The organism is Stenotrophomonas sp. ZAC14D1_NAIMI4_1 (assembly GCF_003086775.1).
GTDB lineage: Bacteria > Pseudomonadota > Gammaproteobacteria > Xanthomonadales > Xanthomonadaceae > Stenotrophomonas.
On record NZ_CP026001.1, the window covers coordinates 2080128 to 2092927 of the forward strand.

Here is a 12800-nt window from a genome sequence, read left to right on the forward strand (position 1 = left end):
GGCATGCCCGGTGGCTTTCACCAACGCGCCTCCAGCGTATTGAACGGCTTCGCCACGCGCACACCATCGGCATCGAAGCCGCTGACCGGCCGGCCATCCACCCGTACCGCCTTTGGCATCGTGCGGTCCGGCCACCAGACCTTCACTCCCGTCCCGCGGTGCAGCCCCTCACCCAGCGTGATCGTCAGCACGCCGTCGCGCTGCCGCGCCTGCATCTGCAACGTGCCATACGCCGTTGGCAGGCGCTCCACCGCCAGCCCGTCACCGGCCACCCACGACGGCGGCGTGCCCGGCAGCAATGAAAGCGCATCGTCGTCTTCGCGCATCAGCATGCCGAACAGCGTGCGACCGTACTCGGCACCAATCCAGGTGTGCGGCATGTCGCCCAGGTAGCGCGGGAAGCGAAGGCGGGAATGCACGACTTCGGCCAATACCTGCCACTCAAGTGGACGCCGATCGTGCAGCAGTCCCTGCAGCAGTTCATCGGCCGCTTCAGGCTGGCCCAGATGCACATAGCTCAGCACGTTGCGGATTTCATAGGGCGTGTAGGCGTACAGCGCGCCGGGCTGGTTGCGCTTGCGCACGTCGTCCAGATAGCGCGCGAACGTAGTCCTCAACGCTTCAGCCGGCAGCACGCTCTGCGCCCCGGTCGGGTCCAGTGCGATCGATACGCCGGTGGGATCGCCATCGCCGAGGTCGGCCGAAGAAGGAATGAAATCGATGCCCTTCCACGCCATCGTCGCGCGGATCGATGCATGCAGCGCGTCGTACAGCAGCCTGTACTGCTCGCGTGCCCACGCGGCTGTTTCATGATCGCCCAGTGCTTCGGCCAGCCATGCACCGTCGTGCCAGCCCTTCAGGCCCCAGTAGTCGTCCCAGTAGCTGTGGGTAGGCGAGAGGGGTAGCCCTCGTGGCTGATCGACGGCGCAAGAATGCCGGCGAAACGTTCCGGCGCGGGTTGGTCGGCCTTGTAGCCCGGCACCAGCGTGCGCTCGCGCAGTTCCTGCAGGAAGCGCAGCGCTGCTTTCACTTTCGGCAGGTACTCACGCACCGATTCCGGCCCACCATCCAGGCGCGCGACATCGGCAACCAGTGCAACGTACTGGCCCTGGCTGTCGTACTCGATGTCCGAACCGAAGCCGGTGTTGACGCTGCCATCGTCGTTGAGAATCGGCGAGACCAGGCCGTTGGCATGCACGCCGTGCGTGCTGTACCAGGCCAGGTAGTCGCGTGCGACGGCTGCTTCGCCCATGCGCAGCAGCACTGCCGAAGTGGCCATGCCGTCGCGGATGAAGGATCGGTTGTAGTTGCGCGGCCCGGGCTGCATGGCCGGACCGGTCTGGTTGATCAGCATGTAGGCGGCCTGTGCGCGCAGCATGTCGACCAGTGAGGGGTCGGGCAGGCGCAGGCCAACCGTGCCCAGCCGTGCCTGCCAGTCCGCCGATGCCTGCGTGGCCAGGGTCTCGAACGCCGCATTGGCATCGCGCGGAAGCGTGGCCAGGTCCAGCGCTGGTGCCTCGGGCAGCACGCCATTCGCGTCCGCCGCGGCCGTACCCAAGGGGAATGCCACCACGATGGCATCGCTGGCGCCGGGCGCGAGCGAGACGTGGTAGTTGAGCGCGGCTGCGGCAAGCCCCTGGTCATCCTGCGCCTGCTGCGCGGCAGGCAGTTGGCCAGCAGCGAGGGTGGCGGTGATCTCCGTTGCGCCGTCCTTGCCGAAAGGCGCCACGCCGGACGCCGCTACCGGCGTGAGCGACTGCAGCAGCGTGCGGCCATTGACGCGCACGGTGTGTCCGTCGACGGCCACCTCGCGGATCGGCGAGAGCCCCCCGTTCTGCCATGGTGGATTCATCTGCATCGGGCGCACGAGCAGGCTCAGCGTGCCGTCGATCGGGGTGCTGCCGGTGTTGTGCAGCCGATGGCGCAGGAAGGTCACCGGCTGCCCATCGCGTTCGATGGCGAACACTTCACTGCGCAGCTCCAGGCCAGGCTGCGGCACCCAGGTGACGGACGGCATCGGCTTCCAGCCATCGCGCAGGGCATGCTGCATCGACTGGCCGGCGGCGCCCGCGGTATGGCCATCGGCATTGCGCCAGAGGGGCTGCACCAGCGGCGCGCCCTTGAATGCCTCCAGATTGCCATGCTCGTCGAAGATGGATTTCTGCCTTCCCCCGTGGATGCCGACTGCGGTCCAGTAGGTCTGCTGCATCTGCAGCGAGGCGGGGAACAACGCGCGCTGCGCGCCGCTGGCGGCGATCTGGTACCGCTTCATCGGCGTCATCACGGCTTTCGGGCCGAGCAGCCGTAGACGCGTAATCTGAGGTGCAGCGCCGTCCACGCTCAGCCGAAATGCGCGCAGGGGTTGCGCTGTGCCGGCGGTCAGCCAGCTCTGCCGATGGTGGGCTGCCTGCGCATCATGTGCGAGTTCCTGCCATTGGCCGTGTGCATCCTGCGCCTGCAGGCGGGCAGGGCCGCGCGCGCCATCGGCCCAGTCGATCACCAGGCCAGCGGTGGATTGGGCCTGCGCCGGCGTGATCTCGAGCACAGGGGAGCCGCCTTTCCCACGAGGGATCGCCACGGCGCTGCCGCCTTGCCAGAGTGCTGCTGCCTGCGTTGCATCGAGACCGCCGATGCGTGCACTGAGCGTGCCGTCCAGCGGCTCCATCTCGAAGATGGAGACGCCCCAGTCGGACGTGCGTTGCGGGCTGGCCAGCCGCAGGTAGCGCGCCTGCCGTGGCGAGAAGTACAGGGTTTCCACATCGCCCAGCGAGTCGGCCATGGTGTATGCGGTCTGCCACTGCGTGCCGTCCACCGAGGTCTGCAGCGAGTAGCCCTCTGGATTGGAGACATCCCAGGTCAGCCGCGCGCCTGCCAGCAGTGCGGGTGCGCCCAGGTCGATCTGGAACCAATGGCCGGGGCTGAAAGCGCCGCCGGTGACGGTCTTCGGGTCGCCGTCGATCAGGTGGCCGATGGCCATCGCCGGCACCTGCTGCGAGGAACTGCTGGCCTGCCATTGGCTGCGCGGGGGAAGGGTCTGGGCCTGAGCGGACGCTGCCAGCGCGGCGAGCAGCAGGGCAGTGACGGGGCGGCACAGGAAAAGAGGACGGGAGACCTTGGAGCGTTCGGCACACAACGTCATTGCGGGCAACCTCGCGGGTTCGGCCGTAAGCGGGCGAGGGATACGCTAGCAAGGGATGTAAGCGGTTACATGACGCGCTGCAATAGCTCTTCGGGGTTGGAGCGGCGTGGTTCAACGAATCTGCATGCGGGTCCATTCCGGAGCATTGACGTGTGTGGCTCTGGACGCGTGGATGGGACCGGCTATCGTCAGATCGGGTATTGGAATTCATTGGGTTGTCAGTTGACAACTCGCCCACGCCATGTGCAGACTGCGGAGAACAGGGAATGTCTCGAGCGCGTCATCCCGACAAGGACATCGAAGCGGCATTGCAGTTCGCGGAGGATCGAGGGTGGAGGCTTCGCGTGGCAGGCGGCCATGCGTGGGGCCGGATGTATTGCCCCTTCAACGACACCGATTGCCGATGCGGAGAGTTCTGCATCGTCAGCATCTGGAGCACGCCCCGCAGTGCAAGCAATCATGCAAGGGCCTTGCGGCGCGTAGTCGAGAACTGCAGTCGTGAGCAATGAACTCAGGCTTCGTCAGAAGCGAGGTGGTCAATCATGGAATTCAACTTCACGCTGAAGTACCGCTTGCCGGACATCTGCGATGAAATCGATGTCCTCGAGCAGCGCTTGGCTGAAGCCGGGTGTGACGATGCACTTGTGGGCATCGGTCTGCCTGGACGACTGGCGCTGGCGTTCTGCCGTGAGGCGGGCAGCGCAGGGGCTGCCCTGCGTTCGGCGCTGGATGACGCGCAGCGGGCGGTGCCTGGTGCCGAACTGGTCGAAGTGAGCCCCGACCTGGTGGGGCTCACCGACGTTGCAGACCTGCTGGGAATGTCGCGGCAGAACATGCGCAAGCTGATGCTTGCCAACCCGCAGTCGTTTCCGTCCCCGGTCCATGAGGGGTCGACCTCGATCTGGCATCTCGCCGACATTCTCGGTTGGCTGCGGGCGCGGGGCAGCGCGAAGGTCACCACGGAGATGACCGAACTCGCCGCCGCCGCGCTGCAGCTCAATCTTGCGCGGGAAGGGCGCCGGCTGCAGCCGAAGGCGTAGCGCCGGCCTGGATCGGCGCCCACCGCGTTACCGCTGCACCTGCTCCCACCAGCGTGAGCCGGTGTGCGGCGCCTGCATGTCCAAGGCCTCGCCCATGATTGGCGTGGTCACAGCGACGTTCCTGGCCGCCGCCAGTGCGGTGATCCGCTCGAACGGCTGCTGCCATTCGTGCAGGGCAAGATCGAAGGTGCCGTTGTGGATCGGCAGCAGCCACTTGCCACGCAGGTCCAGGTGCGCCTGCAGGGTCTGTTCGGGCTGCATGTGCACGAACGCCCAGCGCTTGTCGTAGGCACCCGTCTCGATCATCGTCAGGTCGAACGGACCGTACTTCTCGCCGATCGCCTTGAAGCCATCGAAGTAGCCGGTATCGCCGCTGAAGAAGATGCGGAAGTCGTCATCCTGGATGACCCACGACGCCCACAGGCTGCGGTCACTGTCGCCGAGGCCGCGACCGGAGAAGTGCTGGCCCGGGGTGGCGGTCAGGCGCAGGCCATTGGCCTCGGTCGACTGCCACCAGTCCAGCTGTTCGACCTTGGCCGCATCCACGCCCCAGGCAATCAGCTGGTCGCCCACGCCCAGCGGCGCGATGAAGCGAGCGGTCTTGCCGGCCAACTGCATGACCGCAGCATGGTCGAGATGGTCGTAATGGTTGTGCGAGAGGATCACCCCGGCGATCGGCGGCAGGTCCTCGATGCTGATCGGCGGCGCATGGAAGCGCGCCGGGCCCATCCACTGCACCGGCGAGGCACGCTCGGAGAACACAGGGTCGGTCAGCCAGTACTGGCCGCGCAGCTTCAACAGGAGGGTGGAGTGGCCAAGCCGGAACAGGCTGCGATCCGGCGCGGCATCCAGCGCTGCACGGTCCAGTGCCTGCACCGGAATGGGCGCCGTCGGCACGGTGCCCTTGGGCCGGTTGAACAGGAACGTCCACCACAGCTCGGCGCCGGCGCGCAGGCCCATCGCCGGTTTTGGCAGGGCGTTGCGGAACTTGCCATCGCTGTACTGCGGTGAATCGGGGAAGTCGGGGAGGGACCAGGACTTGCAGAAGGTATAGGCAGTCACGGCAAGGGTTCCGAACAGGAGGACAAGGAGCAGGCGCTTCATCGGTGACGTCCGCTGGGTACACTGCACAGTGTAGTTTCCGATTTCAGGAAAGTACACCGGCCGGTGTAAAATGTGCGCATCCGTTCAGTTTCCTGGTTCCCGCCATGCCCCGTGCCCCGCAACGCCTGACCGACCGCAAACGCGAAGCCATCGTGCGCGCGGCGGTGGAGGAGTTCCGCAGCGCCGGCTACGAGGCGACCAGCATGGACCGCATCGCCACAGCCGCAGGCGTCTCCAAGCGCACCGTCTACAACCATTTCCCCAGCAAGGAAGAACTGTTCGGCCACATCCTGGAAGAACTCTGGGAAAGCAGCATGGCCGCCGTCGTGCTTCCCTACCGCGCCGATCTGCCGCTGGATGTGCAGCTCCTGCAGTTGCTGGGGCAGAAGCTGGAACTGCTGGGCGATGCCAACTTCATCGATCTGGCCCGCGTGGCGATGGCCGAGATCATCCACTCGCCGGAGCGCGCGCAGGCCATCGTCTGCCGCATGGGCGAGAAGGAAGGCGGGGTGAGCGCGTGGATCCGCGCGGCCGTCGCCGATGGGCGCCTGCGTGAGGTCGATCCGGAATTCGCCGACCACCAGTTGCAGGGCCTGGTGAAGGGCTTCGCGTTCTGGCCGCAGGTGACCATGGGCCAGCCACCGTTGGGGCCCGCCGAACGACGCAAGGTCGCCGAGTCGGCGGTGGCGATGTTCCTGGGCTTCTACGCGCGCTGAGCTGGGCCAGCGGCTGCGACATAACAGCGCATCGCTGTGCAATGACGCAATGTTGTGACGCGATTACCTGCGACCCAGCCAGGCCATCTGCGACACTCAGGGCAGATTCCACGGCCAGCTCGCCCATGTCCTTCGCGTCGTCGCAGCAGATCCATGAAGTACTGCGGCAGTCCTACGGGATCACCGCGACCGCAGTGGTGCCGCGCGCGGTGGGCGCCGATGCCAACGCGGGCGTGTTCCGCATCGACGCGCGCGGCAGTCACTGGTGGTTGAAGAGTCGCAGCTACCAGGTGGCGCCGGAAGTGTGGGAGGGCCTGCACTGGATGCGCGGCACGCTGGGCATCGAGGAAATCGTTGCACCCTGGCCGGCCGTGACCGGTGGCGCGTCGGTGCAGCGTTGGGGCCTGCAGTTCACCCTGTTCCCGTATATCGAAGGGCAATCCGGCTTTGAAGCGCCGCTGAGCGCGCGGCAGTGGCAGCGCCTGGGCGAAGTGCTGCGCCGCCTGCATACGGCGGACCTGCCGGCGGCGCTGGCCGCGGGCCTGCCGCGGCAGCCGCTGTCATGCGATGCACTGGATGAGGTCGGACGATGGCTGCAGCAACCGACGACACTGCCGACCGCACAGGACCGCTGGGGCCGGGCCTTTCACGCGGTGTGGGAGCGCCATCGCGCACGCATCGCTACGCTGCACGACCGTGCGCAGGGCCTGCAGCAGGCCCTTGCCGGCCGCGTCCCGTGCCTGCGCCTGTGTCATACGGATCTGCACGCGGGAAACGTGCTGATGGGACACGACGGAGCACTGCACCTGATCGACTGGGACGGCCTTTCGCTGGCGCCCCGCGAACGCGACCTGATGTTTGTCGGCGCGGCAGTGGGCGGCCGTTGGGGGCGTGAGCGCCCGCAGGGGTTTGCCGATGGTTACGGCGATGACCTGGGTGATCCGCAGTGGATCGCCTGGTACCGGCACGTGCGCATCCTGCAGGATCTGGTGGAGTTCCAGCAGATGCTGATGGGGGCAGGGGGCGACTACCGGCCACCGCAGCAGCGGCGGCAGGCGCTTCATCATCTGGGCGAGTTGTTTGCACCGGGGAATGTGTTCTGCGCGGCCGAACGGGCCTACAGCGCGGTGTAAGGGTGTTCGGCAGGGCTGCGCCCTGCACTCGCAGAGGCAACGTCAACGTCAACGTCAAAATCGGGCTATCCGTGGGATGGCGGGGTGGGTCCGGTTGAGGGGGACGCTGCAAGTACGTCCATGTAAGCTCGGTCGCCGCATCCATGCGGCTCACGCCCCCTCAACCGGACCCACCCCGCCTTCGACAGATTTTCGCGAGCTGTTGGAGCCTGCTGCTGATGGTGGTGGGTGCCGACCGTTGGTCGGCACGGGGTCGGATCCGGAATCAATTTCGATATTTGACAGATTTCATCCACGTATGGCGTGGATCTACTGGGAGGGGGTTCTGCTTTGGTGGGTGTCGACCTTGGTCGACACGGATGAATTCATTCGATATCTGACAGATGTGCCGACCAACGGTCGGCACCCACCAACAGCCGCGTGAACCTGTCGAAGGCGGGGCACTGTGGGTTTGCGGGGTGTGAGCCGCATGGATGCGGCGACCAAGCCCCCATGGATGGGTTTACGGCGTCCCCGCACACCCACAGTGCCCCGCCATCCCACGGAATGCCGCCTTTGATCCTGCTTCGGCTTCGGCTTCTGCTTCGGCAGGTGCAGGGCGCAGCCCTGCCCAACAACCCCCTACTCAGCCGGCTTGGCCGCCGCCGTCGCTGCCACGCTCGCGGCCCGCCGTGCCAGCACCGCCTCACGGTGCGCGATGTACGCATTCGCCGCCAGGATGATGCCCGCACCAATCAGCGTCCAACGGTCCACGCTCTCGTCGAACAGCAGCCACCCGCACAACGTCACCAGCGGCAGCTGCAGGAAGCTGATCGGGGTCAGGGCCGACACTTCGCCCAGGCGCAACGCGCGCGTCCACAGCAGCTGGCCGACCGTACCCATCACGCCGGTCGCCACCAGCCATACCCAGGCCAGCCCGGTGGGCCAGACCCAGACGAACATCGCCGGCACCAGCGACAACGGTACCCAGAACACGTAGGTGTACAGCACCACCGTGTCGGCGCTGTCCACGCGGGTCAGCTGCTTGATCTGGATGGCCACCAGCGAACTGAGCAGCGCCGCGGCCACCGCGATCAGGCTGCCCGCAGAGAAACCCGCAGTGCCCGGCCGGACGATCACCAGCACGCCGATGAACCCCACCACGACGGCAGCCCAGCGGCGCACGCGCACGGTTTCGCCCAGCCACAGCACCGCGGCAATGGTGACGAACAACGGCGTGGAATAGGACAGCGACACCGCCTGCGCCAGTGGCAGGTGGCCGAGGGCCCAGAACGCGCACAGCATCGAGCCCAGGCCGATCGCACTGCGTACGAAGTAGCGCGGCAGCTGCTGGGTCTTCAGCGGTGCGCGGCCCGGGCGCAGCAGCATCGGCAGCAGCGCCAGCAGGCCGAAGGCGTTGCGGAAGAACGCCACTTCCTGCGTCGGCACGTAACGGGTGGCGTAGCGGATGGCCACGGCCATCAGGCCGAAGGCCATCGTGCTGGCGAGCATCAGCAGCGCCGCCCGCGCCGGGGTGGCGAGCGGCGGCCGGGTGCTGGCGTTCACCACTGGGCGCCGAGCAGGCGCGGCTCCGGTTCGATCGGCACGCCGAACTTCTCAAGCACCGATGCGGAAATGCGCCGGGCCAGAGCCAGCAGCTCGGCGCCGCTGGCGTTGCCATGGTTGACCAGCACCAGGGCATGGCTGGGGGCCACGCCGGCGTCGCCGTCGCGGAAGCCCTTCCAGCCGCAGGCGTCGATCATCCATGCCGCCGAGACCTTGCGCTGGTCATCGCGCTCGGCCGGGAACACCGGCAGCTCGGGGAAGTGCTGCTGCAGCACTTCCACCTGTTCCAGTGGCAGCACCGGGTTCTTGAAGAAACTGCCGGCATTGCCGAGCACGTCCGGGTCGGGCAGCTTGCGGCGGCGGATGGCGATGACCGCGTTGGCCACGTCCACTGCGCTGGGCAGCTCCACGCCCTGTGCCTGCAGCTCCTCGCGGATGCCGGCGTAATCCATGCGCAGGTCGTGCAGCAGCGGCAGCTTCAGTTCGATGGCGGTGATCAGGTAGCGGTCCGGCTGCTGCTTGAACACGCTGTCGCGGTAGGCAAAGCCGCATTGTTCGTTGTCCATGCGCACCCAGGCCTGCTCCTGGCAGTCCCAGGCTTCGACGGTCTGGATGAACTCGCCGACCTGTGCGCCGTAGGCGCCGATGTTCTGGATGGGCGCGGCACCGGCAGTGCCGGGGATCAGTGCGAGATTTTCCAGGCCGGACAGGCCCTCCTGCAGCGACCACATCACCAGGCCATGCCAGGACACGCCCGCACCGGCGCGGATCACCGCGTGGTCGGCACGGTGTTCCAGGAAACTGATGTCGCGGTTGCCGAACACCAGCACCGTGCCCGGCAGGTCGTCGGCGATGAGCATGTTGCTGCCGCTGCCCAGTACCAGCAGCGGGCCGGCGGCGACACTGGGCAGGGCCAGCACGTCGGGCAGCAGGGTGGGGTCGTGCAGTTCCAGCAGCTGCGCCGCCTCGGCGCGCACGTGGAAGGTGTTCAACGCCTGCAGCGGGGCATTCGAGGTGAGTGTCCAGCGCAGCGGTGCGGCGGAGGTGTCGTGGCTGTCCATGGGCGCGCTCACAGCGGCGCCACCGCGCCACGGCTGGGCGCTTCGCGGCGGCGACGGATCGCTTCCACGCAATCGGACACCAGCGACGGGCCGCGATAGATCAGGCCGCTGTAGCACTGCACCAGGGCGGCGCCGGCAGCCATCTTGGCCACCGCGTCAGCGCCGGAGAGGATGCCGCCCACGCCCACCAGTGGCACCGATTCGGGCAGGCGCGCACGCAGGCGGCGCAGCACCAGCGTCGACTGGTCCAGCACCGGTGCGCCGGACAGGCCGCCGGCTTCGCTGGCCAGCGGGTCGCCGGCGATGCCGCTGCGATCGATGGTGGTGTTGGTGGCGATCACGCCGTCCACCTGCAGCTCACCCAGGACGCGCGCGGCGGCGTCGATATCGCGTTCGCTCAGGTCCGGGGCCACCTTCACCAGCATCGGCACGCGGCGGCCGTGCTGCGCGGCCAGGTCTTCCTGGCGGTCGCGCAGCTGGCTGACCAGCTGGCGCAGCGCGGTTTCTTCCTGCAGTTCGCGCAGTCCGGCGGTGTTGGGCGAGGAAATGTTGACGGTGATGTAGTCCGCCAACGGGTACACCTTGTCCAGGCAGGTGATGTAGTCATCGACCGCCTGCTCGTTGGGGGTGTCCTTGTTCTTGCCGATGTTGATGCCCAGCAGGCCGCGGCGGTTGCGCGCGCGCTCGACGTTGCGCACCAGCGCATCGACACCGGCATTGTTGAAGCCCATGCGGTTGATGATGGCCTGGTGTGCCGGCAGCCGGAACAGGCGCGGCTTGGGATTGCCGTCCTGCGGGCGCGGGGTGATGGTGCCGATCTCGACGAAGCCGAAGCCCAGCGCGAACAGTGCATCGATGTGCTCGCCGTTCTTGTCCAGGCCGGCGGCCAGGCCGACCGGATTGGGGAAGGTCAGCCCGAACACGGTGCTCGGCATCGGCGCGATGCGTGCGGCCAGCAGCGGCGTGGTGCCGGTGCGGTAGGCCAGGTCCAGTGCGGACAGGCCGAGGCCGTGGGCGCGCTCGGCGTCGAGCGAGAACAGGAAGGGGCGGGCAAGCGAATACATGCGTCGGTTCAGTCCAGCGTGCCGAGGAAGGCTCGGGTTCGATATTCAAAGGCGACCTGTCCATCCACCGCATGGGCGTTGAACAGGTCCTGCAGCGCAGCCAGCATCGGCGCATGGCGCGGGTGTCCCGGCTGCGGTGCGTAGGAAGAAGACAGCAGGCGCCCGCGCAGGGCGTCGAAGTCCAGGTGCTGCACATTGGGCAGCTCGATCATGCCGCGCAGGCCGGGGCCGAACCAGGCCTGCATGGTGGCATCGTCCTGGTAGCGCTCGGCCACAGCGGTGTAATCGGTGCCGTAGTCCAGCAGCAGCTGCTCATAGCCGATGAGGAACGGGCTGGCATCGAGCAGGCGCGAGTTCCAGTAGACCAGCGCCATGCCACCGGGGCGCAGGATGCGCTGCCATTCGGCGCGCACGGCCACGGTGTCGAACCAGTGGAAGGCCTGCGCGGCACTGACCAGGTCGACGCTGGCATCGGCCAGCCCGGTCGCTTCGGCGCGGCCATCGACGGCGCGGAACTGCGGGTACTGCGGCGCCAGCCATTGCTCGGCAGCGGCACGCATGGCGGCATTGGGTTCCACCGCAAGCACAGGATGGCCTGCGGCCAGGAAGGCACGACTGGAAATGCCGGTGCCGGCGCCGATGTCGGCAACCCGGGCAGAGGCGGGCACCGCCATCGGGCCGTGCAGCCAGTCCATCAGCGCAGCCGGGTAATCCGGGCGGTAGCGCACATAGTCGGCGACCCGGCTGCTGAAGCGTTCAGTGCTGTCCGACGCGCTCATGGCCGTCAGTTCGACATCGCGGCCAGCCAGGCCAGGCCGCCGAAGAACAGGACGATGACCAGCAGGCCCAGGCCCAGCATGATCACGTTCAACCAGCCCAGGATCAGGCCGGTGAGGGCCAGTCCGTCGCCTTCCAGCTCGGTGGGGCGGCGGCGGATCTCGCCGCGCGCCATGTGCCCGGTGATGATGGCGACGAGGCTGGCCACGAAAGGCAGCACGGTCCAGCTGGCGATGCCCAGCACCAGGCTGAGGACGGCCAGGGCACTTGTCTGTCGGGGTGCCACGCTCATGGGGGTCCTCCTTGGCAGTGCGCACATGATAGTGCCTGCGGGCCGCCAAGCCCATGGGCAGCAGCGCGGTGGCCTGGGTAGGCGTCGACCTTGGTTGACGAAGAGCGCCAACCAGGGTTGGCAGCTACCAGCGCGGAAAACTCAGCCCATCAGCACCTGGCCACCATCCACGTTGAGCACATGCCCGGTGATCCAGCGCGCCAGCGGCGAACACAGGAACAGCGCGGCATCGGCGATCTCGCGCGGGTGGCCGAAGCGACCGAACGGGATCCGCGCCAGGGTCGCGTGGTACAGGTCGGGATCATCCACGCGGCGACGGTCCCACAGGCCGTCGGCAAACTCGATCGAACCCGGCGCGATGGCGTTGACCCGGATGCGGTCCGCTGCCAGGGCCAGCGCCTGCGACGTGGTGTAGTGGGAGAGCGCGGCCTTGGCCGCCGCATAGGGGGCACCGCCGGGGCGGGGCTGCTGGGCGGCGATCGAGGACAGGTTGAGAATGCAGGCATCCGCCGAAGCCCGCAGCCAGGGCAGCGCGAGGCGCGAGGCACGCACGGCGGCCATCAGGTCGATCTGCAGGCTTGCCGCCCAGCCATCTTCGTCATCGGCCATGCCGTAGCCGGTGGCGTTGTTGACCAGCACGTCGATGCCGCCGAGTGCGTCGGCGGAGGCCTGCAGCCAGCCGCCGATCTGGCCGGCATCGGCCAGGTCGGTGGTGAATACGTGCAGGGGCGTGCCGTGTGCCTGGGCATCGGCCTGCAATGCCTGCAGCCCGGGCAGGCCGCGGGCGCAGACCGACACCGCTGCACCGGCGCCGGCAAATGCCAGCGCCAGTTCACGGCCGATTCCCTTGCTGCCGCCGGCAATGAGCACGCGGCGGCCGCTGAAGTCGAGGGTCGGAGCCCCTGCGGAGATCCGACCCACAGCCATGT

At 67.6% G+C, this 12800-nt stretch carries 11 protein-coding genes and 1 pseudogene; 4 read left to right on the forward strand and 8 right to left on the reverse strand.

The features are described from left to right. Nucleotides 1-17 precede the first annotated feature (17 nt). A pseudogene (locus C1927_RS09730) lies at nt 18-3139 on the reverse strand (discoidin domain-containing protein). A gap of 266 nt (nt 3140-3405) precedes the next feature. Between C1927_RS09730 and C1927_RS21690 the strand changes: the two are divergent. Then, complete coding sequence (locus C1927_RS21690) at nt 3406-3648, forward strand: hypothetical protein (RefSeq protein ID WP_108746557.1); 243 nt, start codon at nt 3406-3408, stop codon at nt 3646-3648. Between the two features lie 33 nt (nt 3649-3681). Continuing rightward, nucleotides 3682-4179 carry a DNA-binding protein gene (locus C1927_RS09740; protein ID WP_079221663.1) on the forward strand — a complete coding sequence of 166 codons (498 nt, stop codon included), beginning with the start codon at nt 3682-3684 and terminating at the stop codon, nt 4177-4179. Between the two features lie 27 nt (nt 4180-4206). On the opposite strand, the gene C1927_RS09745 is transcribed toward C1927_RS09740, so the two are convergent. Continuing rightward, on the reverse strand, nt 4207-5283 hold the full coding sequence (locus tag C1927_RS09745) for an MBL fold metallo-hydrolase (protein ID WP_108746558.1): 1077 nt from the start codon (nt 5281-5283) through the stop codon (nt 4207-4209). A gap of 104 nt (nt 5284-5387) precedes the next feature. Between C1927_RS09745 and C1927_RS09750 the strand changes: the two genes are divergently transcribed. Both C1927_RS09750 and C1927_RS09755 read left to right on the forward strand, forming a co-directional pair. Further along, the gene (locus tag C1927_RS09750) at nt 5388-5999 is read left to right on the forward strand and encodes a TetR/AcrR family transcriptional regulator (protein WP_108746559.1); all 612 of its coding nucleotides are present in this window, start codon (nt 5388-5390) and stop codon (nt 5997-5999) included. Nucleotides 6000-6124: 125 nt separating this feature from the next. Beyond that, nucleotides 6125-7132 carry an aminoglycoside phosphotransferase family protein gene (locus tag C1927_RS09755; RefSeq protein WP_079221666.1) on the forward strand — a complete coding sequence of 336 codons (1008 nt, stop codon included), beginning with the start codon at nt 6125-6127 and terminating at the stop codon, nt 7130-7132. A 621-nt stretch (nt 7133-7753) separates the two neighbouring features. On the opposite strand, the gene C1927_RS09760 is transcribed toward C1927_RS09755, so the two are convergent. The 6 genes from C1927_RS09760 to C1927_RS09785 all read right to left on the reverse strand — a co-directional run bounded on the left by C1927_RS09760 (nt 7754) and on the right by C1927_RS09785 (nt 12798). After that, nucleotides 7754-8623: a DMT family transporter gene (locus C1927_RS09760; protein ID WP_079225199.1), complete on the reverse strand. Its 870-nt coding sequence runs from the start codon at nt 8621-8623 to the stop codon at nt 7754-7756. Between the two features lie 50 nt (nt 8624-8673). Further along, complete coding sequence (gene murB, locus C1927_RS09765) at nt 8674-9738, reverse strand: UDP-N-acetylmuramate dehydrogenase (RefSeq protein WP_079221667.1); 1065 nt, start codon at nt 9736-9738, stop codon at nt 8674-8676. A gap of 8 nt (nt 9739-9746) precedes the next feature. After that, the gene (locus C1927_RS09770) at nt 9747-10802 is read right to left on the reverse strand and encodes a quinone-dependent dihydroorotate dehydrogenase (RefSeq protein ID WP_108746560.1); all 1056 of its coding nucleotides are present in this window, start codon (nt 10800-10802) and stop codon (nt 9747-9749) included. A gap of 8 nt (nt 10803-10810) precedes the next feature. Next, nucleotides 10811-11581, reverse strand: coding sequence for a class I SAM-dependent methyltransferase (locus C1927_RS09775; protein ID WP_108746561.1), 771 nt, complete (start codon nt 11579-11581; stop codon nt 10811-10813). A gap of 5 nt (nt 11582-11586) precedes the next feature. Then, nucleotides 11587-11871: a DUF4190 domain-containing protein gene (locus tag C1927_RS09780; RefSeq protein ID WP_108746562.1), complete on the reverse strand. Its 285-nt coding sequence runs from the start codon at nt 11869-11871 to the stop codon at nt 11587-11589. A 141-nt stretch (nt 11872-12012) separates the two neighbouring features. Beyond that, entirely contained in the window at nt 12013-12798 is a 786-nt protein-coding gene (locus tag C1927_RS09785) for an SDR family oxidoreductase (RefSeq protein WP_254051572.1), read from the reverse strand. Between the last annotated feature and the right edge of the window lie 2 nt (nt 12799-12800).